Annotated in this window: 23 protein-coding genes; all 23 read right to left on the reverse strand. The window is 63.6% G+C overall.

What is annotated here, in order from left to right; all coding sequences use genetic code 11:
* Position 1 precedes the first annotated feature (1 nt).
* The 23 genes from CXY75_RS06780 to CXY75_RS06885 all read right to left on the reverse strand — a co-directional run bounded on the left by CXY75_RS06780 (position 2) and on the right by CXY75_RS06885 (position 18,587).
* A complete protein-coding gene (locus CXY75_RS06780) occupies positions 2–1,156 on the reverse strand; it encodes a flagellar biosynthesis protein FlhB (protein WP_104082070.1) in 1,155 nt (384 codons plus the stop codon).
* Complete coding sequence (locus tag CXY75_RS06785) at positions 1,157–1,915, reverse strand: flagellar biosynthetic protein FliR (RefSeq protein ID WP_104082071.1); 759 nt, start codon at positions 1,913–1,915, stop codon at positions 1,157–1,159.
* Positions 1,916–2,191: a flagellar biosynthesis protein FliQ gene (fliQ, locus tag CXY75_RS06790; protein ID WP_104082072.1), complete on the reverse strand. Its 276-nt coding sequence runs from the start codon at positions 2,189–2,191 to the stop codon at positions 1,916–1,918. It lies immediately after the preceding gene.
* On the reverse strand, positions 2,188–2,967 hold the full coding sequence (gene fliP / locus CXY75_RS06795; protein ID WP_104082162.1) for a flagellar type III secretion system pore protein FliP: 780 nt from the start codon (positions 2,965–2,967) through the stop codon (positions 2,188–2,190). The genes fliQ and fliP overlap by 4 nt, the downstream gene beginning before the upstream one ends.
* A 101-nt stretch (positions 2,968–3,068) precedes the next feature.
* Positions 3,069–3,635, reverse strand: a complete 567-nt coding sequence (locus CXY75_RS06800) for a flagellar biosynthetic protein FliO (RefSeq protein WP_158251144.1) — start codon at positions 3,633–3,635, stop codon at positions 3,069–3,071.
* A gap of 15 nt (positions 3,636–3,650) precedes the next feature.
* On the reverse strand, positions 3,651–4,355 hold the full coding sequence (gene fliN, locus CXY75_RS06805) for a flagellar motor switch protein FliN (protein ID WP_104082074.1): 705 nt from the start codon (positions 4,353–4,355) through the stop codon (positions 3,651–3,653).
* Entirely contained in the window at positions 4,352–5,263 is a 912-nt protein-coding gene (locus CXY75_RS06810) for a flagellar motor switch protein FliM (RefSeq protein WP_233201780.1), read from the reverse strand. Before CXY75_RS06810 ends, fliN begins: the two co-directional genes overlap by 4 nt.
* Positions 5,264–5,338: 75 nt before the next feature.
* The gene (locus tag CXY75_RS06815; protein WP_104082075.1) at positions 5,339–6,202 is read right to left on the reverse strand and encodes a flagellar motor protein MotB; all 864 of its coding nucleotides are present in this window, start codon (positions 6,200–6,202) and stop codon (positions 5,339–5,341) included.
* Positions 6,199–7,059 carry a motility protein A gene (locus CXY75_RS06820; RefSeq protein WP_104082076.1) on the reverse strand — a complete coding sequence of 287 codons (861 nt, stop codon included), beginning with the start codon at positions 7,057–7,059 and terminating at the stop codon, positions 6,199–6,201. Before CXY75_RS06820 ends, CXY75_RS06815 begins: the two co-directional genes overlap by 4 nt.
* Positions 7,059–7,292 carry a flagellar FlbD family protein gene (locus CXY75_RS06825; RefSeq protein WP_104082077.1) on the reverse strand — a complete coding sequence of 78 codons (234 nt, stop codon included), beginning with the start codon at positions 7,290–7,292 and terminating at the stop codon, positions 7,059–7,061. Before CXY75_RS06825 ends, CXY75_RS06820 begins: the two co-directional genes overlap by 1 nt.
* Positions 7,293–7,741: 449 nt before the next feature.
* Positions 7,742–7,933, reverse strand: coding sequence for an HNH endonuclease signature motif containing protein (locus tag CXY75_RS20985; protein WP_146069392.1), 192 nt, complete (start codon positions 7,931–7,933; stop codon positions 7,742–7,744).
* A gap of 460 nt (positions 7,934–8,393) precedes the next feature.
* Entirely contained in the window at positions 8,394–9,614 is a 1,221-nt protein-coding gene (locus CXY75_RS06830; protein ID WP_104082078.1) for a flagellar hook protein FlgE, read from the reverse strand.
* A 63-nt stretch (positions 9,615–9,677) separates the two neighbouring features.
* Positions 9,678–10,115 carry a flagellar hook assembly protein FlgD gene (locus CXY75_RS06835; protein WP_104082079.1) on the reverse strand — a complete coding sequence of 146 codons (438 nt, stop codon included), beginning with the start codon at positions 10,113–10,115 and terminating at the stop codon, positions 9,678–9,680.
* Positions 10,116–10,128: 13 nt separating this feature from the next.
* On the reverse strand, positions 10,129–11,766 hold the full coding sequence (locus CXY75_RS06840) for a flagellar hook-length control protein FliK (RefSeq protein ID WP_104082080.1): 1,638 nt from the start codon (positions 11,764–11,766) through the stop codon (positions 10,129–10,131).
* Complete coding sequence (locus tag CXY75_RS06845; protein WP_104082081.1) at positions 11,763–12,431, reverse strand: C40 family peptidase; 669 nt, start codon at positions 12,429–12,431, stop codon at positions 11,763–11,765. Before CXY75_RS06845 ends, CXY75_RS06840 begins: the two co-directional genes overlap by 4 nt.
* On the reverse strand, positions 12,428–12,889 hold the full coding sequence (locus tag CXY75_RS06850) for a flagellar export protein FliJ (RefSeq protein ID WP_104082082.1): 462 nt from the start codon (positions 12,887–12,889) through the stop codon (positions 12,428–12,430). The genes CXY75_RS06845 and CXY75_RS06850 overlap by 4 nt, the downstream gene beginning before the upstream one ends.
* Entirely contained in the window at positions 12,886–14,223 is a 1,338-nt protein-coding gene (locus CXY75_RS06855; protein WP_104082083.1) for a FliI/YscN family ATPase, read from the reverse strand. Before CXY75_RS06855 ends, CXY75_RS06850 begins: the two co-directional genes overlap by 4 nt.
* Complete coding sequence (locus CXY75_RS06860) at positions 14,220–14,849, reverse strand: FliH/SctL family protein (RefSeq protein WP_158251145.1); 630 nt, start codon at positions 14,847–14,849, stop codon at positions 14,220–14,222. Before CXY75_RS06860 ends, CXY75_RS06855 begins: the two co-directional genes overlap by 4 nt.
* On the reverse strand, positions 14,839–15,900 hold the full coding sequence (gene fliG / locus CXY75_RS06865) for a flagellar motor switch protein FliG (protein ID WP_369826692.1): 1,062 nt from the start codon (positions 15,898–15,900) through the stop codon (positions 14,839–14,841). Before fliG ends, CXY75_RS06860 begins: the two co-directional genes overlap by 11 nt.
* Complete coding sequence (gene fliF, locus CXY75_RS06870; protein ID WP_104082085.1) at positions 15,897–17,546, reverse strand: flagellar basal-body MS-ring/collar protein FliF; 1,650 nt, start codon at positions 17,544–17,546, stop codon at positions 15,897–15,899. Before fliF ends, fliG begins: the two co-directional genes overlap by 4 nt.
* Entirely contained in the window at positions 17,546–17,860 is a 315-nt protein-coding gene (gene fliE, locus CXY75_RS06875; RefSeq protein WP_104082086.1) for a flagellar hook-basal body complex protein FliE, read from the reverse strand. Before fliE ends, fliF begins: the two co-directional genes overlap by 1 nt.
* Complete coding sequence (locus tag CXY75_RS06880; protein WP_104082087.1) at positions 17,860–18,249, reverse strand: flagellar basal body rod protein FlgC; 390 nt, start codon at positions 18,247–18,249, stop codon at positions 17,860–17,862. Before CXY75_RS06880 ends, fliE begins: the two co-directional genes overlap by 1 nt.
* Positions 18,246–18,587, reverse strand: coding sequence for a flagellar basal body protein (locus tag CXY75_RS06885; protein WP_104082088.1), 342 nt, complete (start codon positions 18,585–18,587; stop codon positions 18,246–18,248). The genes CXY75_RS06880 and CXY75_RS06885 overlap by 4 nt, the downstream gene beginning before the upstream one ends.
* Positions 18,588–18,607 lie beyond the last annotated feature (20 nt).

Consider the following 18,607-nt stretch of genomic DNA (forward strand, 5'->3'; position numbering starts at 1 on the left):
GTCAACGGCCTCCGGCTGTCTGGGTCTGAGTGGTCTGGGTCTGGCTGGATGGCATGGGCCTGGCGCTGGAGAACGGCGGCGCCGACATAGTGTGCACGCCGCTTGACGTGCTGCCGCGGGCTTTCAGGGCCATCACAAAGGCGAGCACCCTGGCCACCGCGTTGTAGTGGTCGGCCGGTATCTCCTCGCCAATCTCGCAGGCCGCGTGCAGCGCGCGCGCGAGCGGGATGTCCTGCACGATCGGCACCTTGTCGGTGCCGGCCTGCTCACGAATGCGGAGGGCGACGTGACCGAGGCCCTTCGCGACCACCCGCGGCGCGGACCTGCCCGGTTCGTACTTGAGCGCGACGGCGACGTGAGTCGGGTTGACCAACACGACGTCAGCATCCGCTACCGACGAGATCATGCGGTTGCGGCTCATCATGATCTGACGAGACCGGCGCTGGGATTTGATCAGCGGGTCGCCCTCTGCGGCCTTGTTCTCATCCTTGACCTCTTTCTTCGACATGCGCGTTTTCTTGCGGTTGCGCCGCATGACGACGAATACGTCGGCGGCAGCGAGCACGAGGCCCGCCAGAACTGCTGCCTGTAGCAGGGCCCCGGCACCGTCCGTCGCTGCGACCATAAGCTCAGACACGGGGAGTCCGCCTGCAGTCATGAGAATGGGCATCAGGCCCTGAATGATCAGGTACAGCACGACGCCGACGGCGGCGGTCTTGGCCAACACCTTGACCCCCTCCCACAGTGCCTGGCCGCCGAATATCCGCTTCAGGCCACTGATCGGGTTGAACTGTTCGTATTTTCCGGTGAACTTTTTAAAATGGATGCCGCCCTGCAGCGCCGCTCCGGCCAGCACGACCACCACGACGACGACGAAAAACGGGGTCAGCACATTCACCATCGACATCAGACCGTTTTCGAGCGCCTGCATCGCGACAGCGGGATCTGGAGTGGAGGCGAGGGTGCCGATCATGAACATCTGGTCGGTTCCCGCTGCTGATCCACGCTCGATCGTCATGGGCAACATGATGCCGGCCGCGCCGACGCCGAGCCAGGCGGTGATGTCCTGGGACTTGGAAAGCTGACCCTTTTCACGCACCTCTTTCATGCGTTTCTGGGTGGCTAGTTCGGTCTTTTCACCCGAGTCGTCAGCCATTTATTCCACCCCCATGAGCGCATCGAGCGCCTCACCGGTGAGGGAGGAGACGATCTGGGGCAGGGCAACAAACACGGTCGCCGCGAGAGCGAGGGTGATGAAAATCTTGAGGGGAAAGCCGAGCGCGAACGCGTTGAGGGCCGGCGCGACGCGCGTGAGCAAGCCGAGGCCGGCATCCGCTAGAAAAAGCACGACCAGCAGTGGGCCGGCGATCTGCACGGCCGCGAGGAACATCTGGGTGACGGCGGCGATGAGGGCCTGGGCCGGATTGGTGAAGTCGATGCCGCCGCCGAGCGGCAGCGCGGTGAAGCTGCGGGCGAGGCCGCCGATGATGAGCTGGTAGGCGCCGGAGGCGAACATGAGAGCGAGGGCGGTCATCTGGAAGAGGCGGGTGAACTGGGCGCCGTTGACCATGGACTGCGGGTCGAATCCCTGCGCCATCTGAAATCCGCTGAACATATCAATGAGACCACCAGCCGACTGCACGGCAGCGAAGATGAGGTAGACCAGAAATCCGAGCAGGGCGCCGACGATAACTTCGAGCATGAGCGCGCCGAAGAAGCCGGCGGTGTTCTGCGACACATAACCATCGGCGACACGCGGCGACATGGCCAGGGCGAAGGCGACAGCGAGCATTCCTTTAATACGCAGCGGAATCGCGTTGTAGGAAAACGGCGGGGCGATCACGATGAACGCCACCATGCGCACGCCGGAGAGCATGACCGCTTCGATCCAGGAGTAGTTGAGAACGAATTCCACTCAGCCACCGCCGAGGAGGGAGGGAATCTTCTCAAACATCTGGTGGGTGAATGCAATGGACTCGGCGATCATCCAGTGGCCGCAGATCAGCAGGGCGAACGAGACCGCGATGGCCTTAGGAACGAAGGAGAGCGTGACCTCCTGAATCTGCGTGATCGACTGGAACAGAGAGATGGCAAAGCCAACGACGAGCGCGGTGATGAGCATCGGCGCGGAGAGCTTGGCGGCGAGAATCAGGGCCTGGAGCCCGATATCGAGAACGGCGTTAGTGTTCATGCGACCATCTGATAACTGCCGATGAGCGAGGTGATAATAAGGCCCCACCCGTCAACGAGAATGAACAGGAGAATTTTGAAGGGCAGCGAGATCATCACCGGCGGGAGCATCATCATACCCATGGACATCAGCGCGGCCGAGACCACGATGTCGATGACCAGAAACGGGATGAAGATGACGAAGCCGATGATGAAGGCTGCACGCAGTTCGGAGATCATGAAGGCCGGAATGAGCGTGAGCAGGGTGACGTCAGCGGGATTGTCCGGGTTCGGCTGGTCGGCCGCGCGGGTCATCAACGCGAGGTCTTCACCCCGGGTATTGGCCATCATGAACTGCCGCAGCGGTTCGGAACCGAGGTTGAGCGCGTCGGCGAAGGTCATGGTGCCGTCGAGGTAGGGCTGCAGGGCAACACTGTTAATGTCCGTCAGCACTGGCGCCATGATGAACAGCGACAGAAACAGGGCCAGGCCGGCGAGCACCTGGTTCGGCGGGATCGACGGCAAAGCGAGCGCGTTGCGGGTCATGGCGAGCACGACGAAGATCTTCGTGAAGCTGGTCATCATCAGCAGCAGGGCCGGAGCAACCGAGAGCAGCGTGATGCCGAGCAGGGTGACAATGGCCGACGACGGCGCGCCGTTTGGACCGTTAATATCAACGCTCAGACCGCCGCCACCGCTGTCGGCGGGGTTAGCCGGGTCGCTGGGAGCGGTCGGGTCTGTCGGTGCGGCCGGGTCGACCGTGACCGCATGGGAGGCGTGAGCGCCGAGCCACAACATCACGGCGGTGATCAGTACGACAAACAGAATCACGATGCCGACGCGAGCGTACGTCACCCGGTTCGCCGACAGCACCGTGGTCGACGGCGCAGCGGCGGCACTCAACGGCCGTTCCGAATGGCGGCGGCGGTCTGGGTCCAGGTGGCTGGTGACAGGATCGATCCGGCCAGACGGGAGGCCGGTGCGGCCTGCGTCGACTGCGATGTCTTGCCGGCTGTTTTGCGGCGCGGTCGGAACTCGAGTGGGGTGGTCAGCGCCAGAGTCGAGTCGGGCGCAGCCATGGTGCTGATGGTCTGGTCCGTCGCGGAGTGCAACGAGCGGGCAAAGACGGTCCCTGACGCCTCGATTGGGGCTGGGAACGGTGTGTGGGCGGGGAGAGAGGCCGTCTCGGCTGCGGAGGTGGCGGCATCCGTTTGACTGGCGTCATCGATGGAAACCGTGCTGCCGTGCAGCACACTGACCGCGTGCTCGGTGACACCCAAGACGAGGCGCTGGCCATCAACGTCAACGACCACGACGGATGCCTTCTGGCCAACGTTGGCGCGGCCGACCACGGTGACCAGGTTCGCGGAGACCTTGGCCCGGCCGCCCGTGACCAGACGGCGCTGCAGATACCAGAGCAGGCCGAAGACGACGCCGAGGGAGAGGACTACGCGCAATGCGACCATAACGGTGTCCATATATTAGAGGCCCTCGGCGACGTCGAGAATCTGGGTGATGCGTACGGCGTAGTCCTGGTCAACGACGACGATTTCGCCGTGCGCAATGAGGCGGCCGTTGAGCAGAATGTCCGCGGGGGCACCGGCGGAACGGTCCAGTTCGATGACCGCGCCGGGTTCGAGCGAGAGTACGTCGCGAACGGCCATGCGGGTACGGCCAATCTCAACGGTCAGGGTCATTTCGACGTTGTTGATGCGGCCGAGGTTGCCGAGAGCGGCCTTGTTTAGGGTCGCGGGTCCCCCACCGACAGTGCCGTCGGAACGCAGACGAATGGCGAACCATCCAGTTACGACGCCGACCGCGCTCAGTTCGAACACCTGCGTGTCAGCGGCAAGGAACAGCGCCGAGGCATCTTCACCGCGGGAGTCGCCGAGCACGCCGATACCGAGTACGCTCGCGGCGCTCTCGAGGGCCGGTCGCAGAACGTCCTGGCTGTTGATCAGGGCCGGAACCGAGCCGGACGCTGCATCGAGCGAGGAGGCATCCATGAGCACGATGGCCAGGTCTGCCGAGGACGTTCCGACAAACGATGCCACCACTGCGGAACTGAAGCGGGCGCTCAGCGCGGCACTACCGCTGTGGGCGGTCGCGTGCAGTTGAACGCCGGTGGGCAACACACGCAGCAGCGCGTCGACAGCGGCTTCAGAAACAGACTGGGTGGAGATCATGAGGTACTCTCTTCGGTGTCGATGACGATGCAGGCGAGACGATTACCGTTGGCTCCGACGGCAGCTCTAGCCAGGGCCTGTAGTCCGACGGCGAGGTCGAGCGGGCGATGCTTGGGGTGCGGGATGGGAAGCACATCCCCGACCATGAGCGAGAGAATCTTGCTCGGCAGTACCCGGGTCGGCGTTAACCGCAGCGCAACATCCACCGGTACGGCGGCCAGCTGAGCCTTGAGGTATTCGACCGAGTTGGTCGCGGTGCTGGTCGGGTTAGCTTCCCCGAGCTGCGGCATGAGTGCCGAAGCGGGGATCGCGATTGTAGCCTTCGTGGTGTTGCGCTCAATGCGGATCGAGAACGTCGCCACGATCATCAGGTCGGCAGGGGTGGCCGCCTGGGCGAACTGCGAGTTGTATTGGATTCCATCGACGGCCAGGTCAGCGACCAGCAGCGGACCGAAAGAATAACGCATGTCTTCGAGAGCCTCGGTCATCATCTGACGCATCAGTGCGAGCTCGATCGGGGTGAAGTTGCGTTCTTCCGGAATTTTCTGGGTGCCATTGCCGCCGAGCATGTGGTTCACCCAGGTCAGTCCGGTCACCGTCGGAAGCTGGATGACCGACTTGGCCTCGAGCCCGGCAATCGTGCAGAGCACCATGGCCGTCTTGGACGGCAGCGACGCGGCATACTCGTCGTAGGTGTTCATCTGCACGACATCGCAGGTGATCGTGCACAAAGCCCGAACGCGAGCGGTAATCTGGGTGCCCCACTGGCGGGCGAATGTCTCAAAGGCGAGTTCAAGGACGCGGGCGTGATCGCGCGCTAACGTCGTCGGCCGGCGGAAGTCATATGGCTCCACCGACTTGGGCGTCTTAATGGGCGCACTTCTTTTAATTTGTTCCTGGACCGTCACGTTTGCACTATCGGCCGATCGGGCCTCAATGTTAGCGGTTGAGTAATGGTCGTTTATTTTTGCTGCGGCACCGGGTTAGTGCCCAGCCTTAGCTGGCTCAGTCGACCCTACCGACGTGGCTGGCGTAGCTGGCCCGTCGACCGCCCCGGGGATGAGAGCCCGAACACTGTCGGTCTCACTCGAGAGAAGCACAATGTCGACGCGCCGGTTCTGGGCCATGTCGGCCAGGGTACTTCCGGTCGATGTCGGCCGAGCCGATCCATACCCAACTGCGCCAATCAGGGTGGGATCAACACCACCCTGCTCAACCAGCCGACGAAGTACCTGTGTTGCACGACCGGAGGACAATTCCCAGTCGGTGGCAAAAGCTCCCGACTGGCCGTGCACATCGGCGTGGCCTTCAACCGATATCTGCAGCGCCGAAGCAACAATTTCTGGAGCGGCGGCACTGAGCACCGCAATTGAGATGTCGCTGAGCGCGGTACTGCCGGGCGCGAAGAATGAGTCTATTCCGACCAGCCCCATGGTCAGACCACGCTCGCCAACGGCGAATTCGACCCGATTTGCCATGCCAGCAGAAGTCAGGCTTGTCTGAATATTTTCTCGGATCGTAGTGAGTCGGTCGACCTCGGCGAAAGCTTTTTCAGCGTCGGTCACGGGTGCGTCGGTGAATCCCTCGGCCTGGTCGTCGACCATGTTGCCGGGCACGATGACGTCTTCCGCGGTGTCGACGCTGGCCGTCTTGACCGAGCCGAAGCCGACGGCGAGCGAATTGGCGAGCTTTTCAAATTTTGCTTGATCGATATTTGACATGGCAAACAGCACGATGAACATACACATCAGCACGGTAACCATGTCCATGTACGACGCCATCCAGCGTTCGTCGATGTGTTCTACCTCATCGTCGAGTCCCGTGCGCTTACGCCCGCGCCCACTCATGCTGCTTCGGCGCTGTTTTTAACCGTGGACTTGGACTTCTTGACCTTCCTTCCGGCTGCCTCGCCCGGAATGTCGCCGACCGCTTTACCCTTCGCGTTGGCCTTGGGCAGGTCTTCCGTCGCCACCATGGCACGCAAGCGTTCGCCGAGCAGGCGCGGCTGAATGCCAGACTGCACGGCGAGCATGCCCTCCATCTGCAGGGTCAGTCGGTCGATTTCAATGTCGGACAATCGGCGTAGCCGCGCACCGACGGGCAGCCAGAGAAAGTTGGCCGAGAGAAGTCCCCAGAGTGTAGCCACGAACGCTGCGGCAATCATCGGGCCGAGAGTCTCCGGTGTATCCAGGTTCTCCAGAACGTGGGTCAGCGAGACGACGGTACCGATGATGCCGACGGTTGGCGCGTAGCCGCCGAGGCTGGTGAAGAACCTCGAGGCGCTGCGCCCCGATTTGGCTTTGGTCGCGATTTCGTCTTCGAGCAAAATGCGGAGTTCATCACCGTCGGTACCGTCTGCGATGTTCTGTAGCGCACCGCGCAAGAATGGGTCTGTAACGTTGTCGGCTTCTTGCTCCAACGCCAATAGGCCCGATTTGCGCGCAGTTTCGGCGATTCCGACGACCTGATCGATGACCTGCACCGGCGGCGTGGTCTTGCCCCGAAACGCTCTAGGGAGTGCCTTGAACGCGTTGACGGCGTCGCGAATCGTTCCCCCGGCGACACCCACCGCGATTGTCGCGCCAAATACGAGGATCATCGGCGCTGGGAGCAGGAGGGACGATACGTAGCTGCCCTCGATGGTGAGCATGGCGTACAGGGCGCCGAAGGCGACCACAATTCCGATTATTGTTGCGGGATCCACTAGATCGCCCGTGGGCCGCGCGGTAGGTCGCTCGCCGTCGGGTCGTAGGCGAGGGCAATGACGTGAGCGCGATAGGTCGCGATCTTTTCAATGACCTCGTCCATGGACTCGGTCACGATGAAGTTGGCGCCGTCGACCATGACCAACGTCGTGTCTGGGTTGGCGTGAATGCGTTCAATCAGATCGGGATTAATCGCAAAGTGGCTCTCGTTCAGCCGCGTAAGTACGATCATGAGCTCTTCCCTTTTTATGATGCCTCGAGCGAGGCGTCAACGGCTACTGTCGGTCAGTCCGAGGGTCGCGTTAGCTTGCGTTCGCCCCAGTCCGTTATTAGGAGTCCGCCTCGAGGATCGCCGGATCAGAACGGCAAAGCGCCCCATCCGCTTGGCGGGACCGGCCTCTCCTAAGGGGATGCCGCGACATCCGTTCACGCCCTATCCCTGCGCGACAGGCCGGCCGGCTGCACTGACTGGCCGTCTGGCCGTCTGGCTGTCTAGCTGTATGGCCGTCTGGCTGTGCAGCCCAGCCATGCCGTCGGTTGAGCTCCGCGGCCGATCGCGTCGGGGCTATTTTTCCCAGTTGGGTTTCTCGGCGGGGGTGGCGGCATGGTTTTGGCCGGCGGGTCGTCAGGTTTGGGTGGGTTCGAAGATGAGGGGTCCGCGGGCCCAGGGTCGGCCGTCGATCATGTTGATCTCCCAGCCGGAGGTATCGATGCTGAATGCGCGGCGTTACATAACAGGACGGCGTTATCGATGTTGGCGAGGCCGCCGTGCCGCCAACCACTGACGTGGTGCACCTGCGTCAGGTGCGTCGGCACTGTGCAGCCGGGGTTCGAACGGGACTCACCGGAGTTTTCCATGAATATGGGCGCCATCGCCTCCTTCACAACGATCTACTCGGAATCAAATATAAAAGCGGGGGAACCTCATATCTATTTTTACGCGAATTTCGGTGCGGCAAGGTATTGGCGGGTCTTCCTTCGCGAAGTTACACCCTTGGCCGATCCGCAATTAGAGGGTTCGTGCCATCGAATGCACGGAGGTGGGGGCACGTGTCGTATCAAAGTAATTTTCGAATCTCGTAAATCATTTCGTACAGGTCAGACTCGACAGTTGGAACACCCTCCCGATCCGCCAACAAGGCGCGGGGGGATGCTGGGCCCATGTTGCGACAGTGGGCCCAGGATCAGTCATGGGCCGACTGACCGGGCGCGGGCCCGGACAGTGGGCGGCCCGGATCTCGCGCGGGCCGAAAAATGGGCGACCGGAACGCAGGCACGCACGCAGAAGGGCACCCCCGCTGAAGCGGAGGTGCCCTGTGCTGGTACCGCTGGCTTAGCGCTTGAGGTTAGTGAGCTCCTGCAGAACCTCGTCGGAGGTGGTGATGATGCGGGCGTTGGCCTGGAAGCCACGCTGCGCGACGATGAGGTTGGTGAATTCCTGCGACAGGTCAACGTTGGACATTTCGAGGGCGCCGCTGGAGAGCGTGCCGAGGCCAGCGCTGCCGGCGGTGCCCACGGTCGGTGCCCCGGAGTTGAACGTGGCGCGGTAGGACGAGCCGCCGGCTTTTTCGAGTCCGCCCGGGTTGACGAAGTTGGCCAGGGCGATGCGGCCGATGGCGAGCTGCTCACCGTTGCTGAACAAACCGACCAGGGTGCCGTCGGCGCTGAGGGTGTAGGAGTTGAGGGTTCCGGCGGCGTTGCCGTCGGTGGCGGTGCCCGCGACCGTGCTGAGATTGGCGTAGCCCTCGAGAGCTGACAGGTCGATAGTGACCGTGTTGCCCTTGACCCTGAAGATGGCCTCCGTCGGATCCGCTGCCGAATTCTGCACCGAGAAGGTACCGGCGTCGGACTGCAGGTAGACGCTACTGCCCGAGGCCGGGTCTGTGACCGTCCAGCCGTCGGTTGCCGCGGGCAACGCCGCAGGATCGAAGTCGCGCGTGAATGTAAGCGTCACCGTGCTCGATGCACCGAGCTCGTCGAAGACCACGAAGTCACGCTTAAGTTCCGTGCCGTCGGCGACGTCCGATGGCAGGTTGCCCTGAAAAGCCGCGTTTTCCGACGCTGTCGCTCCAACGATCGCACCGACCGGCAGCGTGATGTTGCTGGTCGGGCCGCCATCGGAGACGACACCGTTCTGCGCGCCCCACCCCTGCACGATGGAACCGTCAGCGGTGACCAGACGGCCGGCGGAGTCGAAGTCGAACGAACCGGCCCGGGTGTAGAAGGTTTCGCCGCCCTTCTGGGTGATGAACAGGCCGTCGCCGGAGATGAGTAGGTCAGTGGACTTGCCCGTGGCCTGCGAGGAGCCCTGCGAGAAGTTGGTCGCGATGCCGGCCACCTGCACGCCGAGGCCGATCTGGGCCGGGTTGGTTCCACCGACCTCGCCCTGCGGGGCGCCAGCGCCGGAGGTCAGCTGCGAAAGGGTGTCCTGAAACTGGGCGGCAGAGGACTTAAACCCGGTGGTGTTCACGTTGGCAATGTTGTTACCGGTGACGTCGAGCATGGCCTGGTGCGAGCGAAGACCTGAGATACCGGAGTAGAGAGAACGAAGCATAAGAATCTACCTTTCAAGAAAACGAATGAATGAAAAAGTGTAAAAAATGGAGGCGGAGCTGAGTTAAGAAGAAGCGGAAGAAGCAGCCGTAGTGACCCCGGAAATGGAGTCGAGGGCGATGGACTTGCCGCCGATAGTGACCTGCGGCACCGCATCCTTGAACGAGACCGAGGAGGCGACGCCCGTGGCTTCGGTGCCGTCGTCCTGCGTGTAGGTAACGGTGTGGCCCACGAGCGCGGCAGCCGAGGAACGCATCTGCAGCGAGAAGCTCTCCTGGCTCGCCGTGGCGAGCTCAGTCATCTTCTCCATCATTGCAAGCTGAGTGGTCTGGGCGATCATCTGATTGGTATCCATCGGCGACGACGGATCCTGATTTTGCAGCTGGGTGACCAGCAAATTCATAAACACCTTGGAATCCATCGATTGGCTCGGCGCGCGGGTGGAGGCGGCGCCCGAATACAACCCGGCGGATGAGGCGGCAGCTACTGCGTCTACAGGCATGGGTGGTCTCTTTCTACGCCATCACGTCGATGGACGATGCTGTTCCGAATCTGAAGGGGCGAAGCGGTTGCTCGCTGTTAGGGATATCGGGGTCGCGCGCGCGTAGGTTTCGCGGCGACTGCTCGGGCCGCGGCTGTTTGGCACCCGGTGAGTCACCGGCCAGGTTTCCGGCCTGATTCTGCGACGAGAGGTCGAGCTGAGCGCTCAATCCCCCGCCGGCCAGGTCGCGGCGCAGGTCGGGCATGATGGCCCGCAACGCCTCACGGGCTAGATCCGTCGGGGCGAACAGCTCCACCCGAATGTTGTCGGGCGAGACGTGCGCGCGCACGGTGACCGGTCCGAGGTTGTCGGGGCTCACTGTGATTGTGAGCACGTGCTCGCCCGGCGCCACATTGGCTAGGGAAAACAGCGGCTTGGCAATCTGTGTGGTCAACGGCACCGGCAGAGCGGATGCCACCGGCGCGGCAGCCGCAACCGGCACGGCCGTCTGCACGGTCGGAGTCGGCGCGATCAGGCCGGGCATCGCGGCCGCGGCCGCGGCATCCGCTGTCACGATGCGAATGTCGCCAAGCTTCGATCCAAGGCCGGTTTCGGCGGCCACTGGGGTCAACAACGCGGCAGCGGCGATTCCGGTCGAGAACGCGGCTGCGGTCGGCGCGACCGGTACGGCTGCCCCCGGCACGGTCGGTACAACGCGAACGGCAGCATTGTCGGCGGCGTTGTCGGCAGCGTTGTCGGCGGTCGCCGAGCCAGTCGTCGAAGCGGCACCCGCAACGGCGGCCGAGCCCATGGACGAGTCCGTGGCCGGTTCCGAGGCCTGGCTCGTGGCCGCACGGCCGGTGGACCCGGTCGAACCCGTGGCGGCGACCGGCGCGGCCACTGCACCGACGAGGCTCGTCGCCGCGAGCGTGGCGGCGGGAACGTTGTCGAGAACGGCAGGGTTCACAGGATCCTCGCTGACGGCGGATTTGGTAGCGGCGACAACTGCGGAGTCGGTGGCGATGAAGTTGTCGCCGAGCGTTCTAGTGCCGATTTGGAAGGCTCCGAGGCCAGGGGCTCCCGGCGCGACAGCGTCAACGGGTGCCGGGGCCGGCGTGACCGCGGCAGTATCAATCGCGCGTGCAATTTCGGCGGCGGGATCGCTCGACTGACCAACCGACGTCTGCTCGGTCGCCGAGCGTGCATCACGATCGGCAGTCGCCCGGTCCCTGTATTCGAGCTCGGCGGCGGCTACAACAAAAATCGCGGCAATGGCCGATGAGTCATTCGCTCGGTCAGAAACGCGGTCTGCAGCGCGATCAGACGAGCGCTCGGCTGCACGATCCTGCAGCGCGACCGGGCAGTCGGCCGCGTTCGAACTGTGCGCCCGATAGGCCGAGGGTCGATCGGTGGCATGGGCGCGATGGGTGGAACGTGCCTGATCGGCAGAACGCGCGTGGTCGTCGGCACGAGCCTGATGGCTGGACCGGGCACGGTCGGCATCCGCTAACGCTGAGCGTTTTGCGGTCGCCAGGTCAGCGACGGAATCGGCCATGGCCGAGGCGAAACCGTTGGTTCCAGCCGAGGGCGTGCCTGCGGCCGAGCCGGTACTCGGTGAACCGGGCAGGCCAGCAGCTCCGCCGGATCGAAATTGATTCAGAGCGAGGCTCATGCCGCGCCGCCTTTCGCCATCGCGGCGAAGGCCGCACTGAGCATGTCAGCGCCACTGGAAGCGCCGGCGGTCGCGGTGGGAATGATGCGACGAATGGTCGTGATCTCCGAATCTGACATATAGACGTCCCGCAGGCATACGTCGCGCCCGGGGTACGGTGCATGAATGATTTTGTTGTCGCCGGCGTAGATGAGAATGTGGTCGCCACCGCCGGTGACGATCAGGTCACCGGGCTGAGCCTCGGCCAGCGACGCCACCTCGGTACCCATCTTCATCTGGCCGGAAACCAGGCGCGGCATGTCTATTCCAACATCGGAATATACCTTCTGCACGAGGCCGGAGCAGTCCATTCCGCTGGCGTTTTCGCCGCCAAAAACATAGGGAACGCCGAGGTACTTCTTCGCAGCGTCGACAACGTTAGTGCCGGTCGCACCGCCGGTGGCGCCAACAGCGGATGTTCCGGCAGCTGATGCTCCGCTGGCGGTCACGGTGCTGAGCGCCGAAGCCATGGAGGCGGCAAAGCTGTCGGCCGAGGTTGTCGAAGCCGAGGCCGTTGCTGCTGTGGCCGTTGCTGCGGCGCTCGTCGTCACGCGTGACCCGCTGGAGAGCTGCTGCATCATCGTCTGGATCTGTTCGATCCGGCCCATTGCGGCGATCATGGTCATTGTGCGTCTCCGTTCCTGGGCGTGCTATCGGTGTCTGCGTCTTGGTCTCGATGCCACCGCGTTGACGCGATTTCATCAAGCACGATTTGTTCTGCGCGCAGGTCATCGGCTTCAACCGTTTCGTGGTGGCGAAGTTCGAGCTTTTCTAGGGCGATCGCCTCGGCGCGGGCGGAGTCGAAACTCGCCTGCGCCTCGCCGAGTGCTGTGGCGTTACTGCGGCCCAGGGCATCGAGGTCGGCGAGCATGCTGCGCGACGACGACCGAGCTGCAGCCATGGCGTTCATCGCGGCAACGGTGTCCGGCGTGATCGACGTGGCAGTGAGTGCCGAACGTGCCCGGCCACGCCGTGCCTCATTGGCCGCAACACGAGCGTTAGCTTCGGCCAGGTCGGCCGCCGCCTGGTCTTGCTGCAGGTGGCGTAGGCGCAGCAGCCCGGCCAGCGGAAAGAGGCGAATCATTGAACGCCTCCCAACCTGCGGGTGAGCCCGGCGAGCTGCTCCCAAGCCGCGTCTGAGGGAGTCTGGTCGTCCATCCGCTGCTGCAGAAACGACTTGATGGCAGCGTCGTGCGCCACGGCGGCGTCGACCAGCGGGTTGGTGCCGGTGCGGTAGGCACCGACGTCGAGCAGATCCTGGGCTGCGGAGCGCGCGGCGAGCACCGTGCGCAGGGTCGTCGCAATGGCGTTGCGTTCGGGTGAGTTCACCCGGGAAGCGACGCGCGAGATCGAGCCGAGCACGTCGATGGAGGGAAAGTGGCCGGTGATGGCGAGTTTGCGGTCAAGGACGACGTGGCCGTCGAGAATGGACCTGGCGGCGTCGGCAATGGGTTCGTTGTGGTCGTCGCCGTCAACGAGCACGGTGTACATGCCTGTGATCGAGCCGACCTGGTCTGTTCCGGCGCGTTCGAGCAGGCGAGCGAGCACCGAAAAGGTCGAGGGCGGGTAACCCCGGGTAGCCGGCGGTTCGCCAACCGAGAGACCGATTTCACGCTGGGCCATGGCAACTCGGGTGAGCGAATCCATCATGAGCATGACGTCTGCGCCGCGCGAGCGAAACGATTCAGCGATGCGGGTGGCGGTGAAGGCCGCGCGGAGGCGCATCATGGCCGGCTCGTCGGAGGTCGACACCACGACAATAGACCGGGCCAGGCCCTCGGCACCGAGGTCATCTTCGAGAAATTCACGAACCTCACGGCCGCGCTCCCCGACCAGCGCGATGACCGACACTTCGGCATCCGTTCCGCGGGCAATCATCGACAAGAGCGACGACTTGCCCACACCACTGCCGGCGAACAAGCCCATGCGCTGGCCGCGGCCGACCGTGGTGAGGGTGTCGAGCACGCGTACGCCGAGGTGCAGCGGCGCGGTGATGCGGGCGCGGTGCATGGCCGATGGGCTGTCATTTTCGAGCGAAACGGCACCGTCGGAGACGAGGGGGCCTTTGCCGTCGATCGGTCGGCCGAGGCCGTCGATGACGCGGCCGAACAGTCCGGCTCCGGTGGGAACGAGCAGGGGGCTGTGCGCGGCGCGCGCGCGGGCGCCGGCCCGCAGCCCCGTCATGCGGCCAAGTGGCATGCAGCGGATGCTGTCACGCGTGGTCGCGACGACCTCCGCGTCGATGCCAGCGGCATCCGTTTCGCCGCCGAGTACCACGAGGTCGCCGATGGCGGAGCGCAGGCCCCGTACCTCGACGCCGAGGCCAACGATCGACGACACGACGCCCATGCGCTCTGGGCGCGCAACCTGTAGCGCAGTGGCAAAAGCGTCGGCGCGCGGGCGCCACACGGTACTCATGAGGTCTCCCCCGCAATGTCGGCGAGCAGAATCTCTCGCGCACGCGCCAGAGCGGTCTCGATACGGGCGTCGAGAATTCCTTCGCTGAACTCGGCAATGGCATCGCCGCGATTAACCTCTGCGTCGGCCACGAACGTGACGCCGCTAAGACGCACGGTCGTTGCGTCAAGCAGGGGTAGGTCGTCGGGATTCATGCGGATGCTGTGGGCCTTCGCGGTGTCCCCGGCCTCGACTGCGCGCATGGCCCGGTCCAAGGCGCGTCGAGCCGACGGTTCGGTGCGGCTGAGTTCGTTGCCGATAATGGCCTCGGTCAATTGCAGCGCGCACGCTACGAGGGTGCTTTCGGCGTCGATAAGTACCGGCAGCATGCGTTGATCGAGAGCTTCGGCTGCGGCGTTGAGCACGCGCACACCGCGATCCATTTTGGCCGCCGCGAGGCGCGCGCCCTGCTCACGTTCGGTCTGCAGGTCGAACTTGATTCGATCGATTTCCACCATCGCCGCGCGCAGGCCGGCCGCGTACCCGGCTGCGTGCCCCTGGGCGCGCGCAGTTTCGTCGGACTTGGACTTTTCTTCGTCGTCGATGCGGGGAAAGCTGATGCGGCCGAACAGTGTGTTAGCTGACATATGCGTCATCCAATCCACGCTGCACGGTAATGATTCCGTGTGCTTCCATGTCGCGAATGGCGCGCACAATGCTGGCGCGGGCATCCTCGACCTGGCTCATACGAACTGGGCCGAGGCTCTTGATCTCGTCGTCGAGCACAACACGGTTGCGCTCGGACAAGTTAGCCCGAATGACTTCGGTAACCGCATTGGAGGTGCTCTTCATGGCCATGGCCAGAACGGTCGTGTCGATTCCACGCAGAATTTCCTGCACGTCGCGACTTTCCAGCTTGACGATGTCGACGAAGGTGAGCATGCGGGAGCGGACTTCTTGGGCTAGGGCCGGGTCGCTCTCTTCGAGTCCTTCAAGCAGGGCGCGCTCGGTGGCGGCATCCGCTTGATTGAGAATATCGACGAGCGGCTGAATACCGCCGATGACTTCGATAACTTCGCGTGAGGCGATGGTGCCGGCACGCTGTTTAAGCGACTCGGTCACGACACGAATTGCTTCGGGGGTGGCACTGCCCATGGTCGCAATGCAGCGGGCAACCTCGGTTCGAAGAGCCGGATCCATGCCGGAGAGCACTCCGGAGGCTTGGTCGCGGCGCAGGTGCGCGAGCACGAGGGCGATGGTCTGCGGCATTTCGCCGTCGAGCAGGTTGAGCACGTTAGCGGATTCGGAAGAGTCCAGAAATTCGAACGCCTTGCTGGCCATCGACGTCGCAACACGCGTCATCATGCCGGCAGAGCGCTCGGCACCGAAGGAGGCTTCGAGCAGGCCCATGGCGAACTCCTGGCCGCCGCGGGCGTGCCGGCCACCGCGCTGGGTCATCTCATGAAATTCCACCATGATAGCCTCGGCGATCTCCGAGTCGACTTTGCGCAGCTGCATGATCTCCAAAGCGATCACTTCGGCTTCACTGTCGGTGAACTGCTGCATGACCTCGGTCGCGCGCTGGCGATCCATGTTCATTAGTACGACGGCAACTTTCTGGGTGCCGGTAAGTGTTACGGGTGCTTTCGGGGCCGGAACGGCCACTTTTTGAGTGGCCATGCTTGCGGTCTCGGTCACGCGTTCTCCCGTTCATCCATCAGGCCGCGCAGCTGTTCAGCCATGCCGCGGGGGTCATTCTGGGCCAGGGCGTCGATTTCGCCGCGACGGATGTCGGCTTCGGTCGGTTCAAAGTTAACCGTACGAATGACCTGGGTAGGCAGATCGCTTGGGTTGAAGAACAGCGAGCCCGGGCCGACAGTCGACGAGTTCGAGGGGTTGGCATTGGGACCGGTGATGGCGCCGACGCCACCGGTGCCGCCGAGCATGCTCTGCGCCTGACTGAGTTCGCCGATTTCAACGGATTCGCGGCTCTGACGGCGCGAACGACGTGCGTAGAACACGAGGCTGATGACAATGGCCGCTATGACGCCCAAGGCGATCAGGGCCGCACGAATGATTCCGGAGAGCGACTCGGCTGCTGCGGCATCGGTTGCTGCCTTCAGCGCGTCGGCGGCTGCAGTGGCCTCCGCCGTGCTGAACGGCACGACCTCAACGGTCACCGCGTCGCCGCGCACGGCGTCGACGCCAGCGGCCGATGACACCAGCGACGTGATGTTCGCCACGTTCAGAGTGCCGGCGGCTGCAGCGTCGACGGCGACCGAAATAGTCTGACGACGGATGGCACCGGCGGGCACCGTACGGTTTTCCGTCACCTTGTTGACGGCGTTGTTCTTGGTGGTCGTTCCGGAGGTGAATGTTCCGTTGCCGTCGGTCGCGGCACCGGTGGCTGCGGTGTCGGTGCCGAGTACACCAGCGGCGGCTCCGCCGGTACCGGTGTAGTTCTCGGTGGCGACCGATTCGTTCAGAGCGGGGGCGTCAACGGGCGTCGTAAATGATTCCTCAACACGGGAGGCGGATTCGGTGGTCAGGTCTGCGGCAACGACGACGGTGGCGTTTCCGACACCGACGACCTTGTCGAGCATCGCCTGCACTGCGCTCTGTACGCCGGTCTCATAGTCGGAGGCCTGCTGGCCGGCCGAACCAGTGGCGCCAACGCCCACGGCGGAGAGCACGGTACCCGCCGAGTCGATGACGGCGACGTCGGTGGCCTTCATACCGTCAATCGACGCGCTGGTCAGGTGCACGATGGCCTGAACTTGGTCGTTCGACAGTGTGGCGCCGTTGCGGGGCTGCACGAAAACGGATGCCGTCGGCGCGTTCTTCTCGGACACGAACACGCTGTCCTTGGGAATGGCCAGCTGCACCGACGCGGCCTGCACGCCCTCCATCGCTCCGATGGTCTGGGCGAGTTCGCCTTCGAGCGCACGCTTGTAGGTCACCGACTGCTGAAACTCGCTCGAGGTAACGCCCATGGTGTCGAGCAGCGAGTATCCGCCGGTGCTCGAGGATGGCAAGCCGGCCGCGGCCGCCTTGATACGTTCGGCGTAGACATCCGCTTCGGGAACCAGAATGCTGGCTCCGCCGTCAGCGAGTTCGTAGCCGACGCCGTCTGCGGTCAGCTGGTCGACGATGCTGCTGGCATCCTCGCCGCTCAAACCGGTGAACAGCGGCGTGTATGCGGGTTTGCTCACCCACATACCGAGAGCGGATGCGCCGAGCACGAGCACGGCGACACCGATGATGGCGACCGTGCGCTGCGCAATGGTGAATTCGCGAATCGCATTGCCGAGCCGGCGAAAGATGGATGTTACCTGACGGGGCATTAGGCCTGCATCCTCATAATCTCGTTGAATGCATCGACGCCCTTGTTACGTACGGCTGCAACGAGCTCCATCGTGAGCTGTGCACGGGTACTGGCAATGGTGGCGGTATGAATGTCATCGAGGCTGCCGTTGACGGCCTGAATGGACAGTTCGTTGGAGGTGGCCTGCAGACCTTGCAGGTTACCGATGGCGCCGACAAGAATATCGTCGAAGCCGGCTGCACTGGTCGCGGTAGAGCCAGAGGAACCCATGACGCCGCCAGTGGTGCTGGCACCGATGGTGGCGGGAGGAAAACCGATTGCGCCAATGGACATTAGCCACGCCCAATCTGCAGTGCTGCTTCGTAAGCGGTCTTGGCCCGGTCAACCACGGCCGCGTTGGCCTGGTAACCGCGCTGGGCCATGATGAGATGGCCCATTTGTTCAGCCATGTCAATGTTGGGGTAACGCACGTAGCCGGCCTCGTCGGCGAGCGGATGCGTCGGCTCGTAGATGAGGGTTCCGGCCGCGTCTCCCAAGTCGGCCGAGGCCCTAACCCCGGAGGTGCCCTGACCTTCTTGAGCCAGCACGAAGCGCTCCTGAAAGGCGGGGCCATCCGTCGCCTTGACCGTGTTGGCGTTGGCGAGGTTGTCGGAGATGGCGTCGAGCCATTTGCGGTGCAGTGTCATTCCACTGCCGGAAATGCTGATTGCATCGGTCATCAGCTGGTCCGTATTGCGCTGCGGATGGCCGATGCGGGGCCGTCAATGGCCCTCGCCGCGAACTGATAGCGCAGCAGGGCATCGATATTGGCGAGCGTCTCGGTGTCGAGGTTCACGTTGTTGCCGATGAGGTTCGTCGCCTCGATGGAACGCGTCGTGGACGCAGTCACCTTGCCATCACCGGCCTGCACGGATTTTGCTAGCGCGTTCTCGAAAGAGACGACCTTGGCGTGGTAGTTCGGTGTGTTGATGTTGGCGATATTGCTCGCGATGGTGCGCTGACGCAGCGCAAGGCCATCCAGTGCGCTGGTGAGCGCAACAGAGGTCACGGAATCTAGCATGACTACCCGTTTCGTCGACG

Source organism: Cryobacterium sp. Y11 (genome assembly GCF_002929535.1).
GTDB lineage: Bacteria > Actinomycetota > Actinomycetes > Actinomycetales > Microbacteriaceae > Cryobacterium.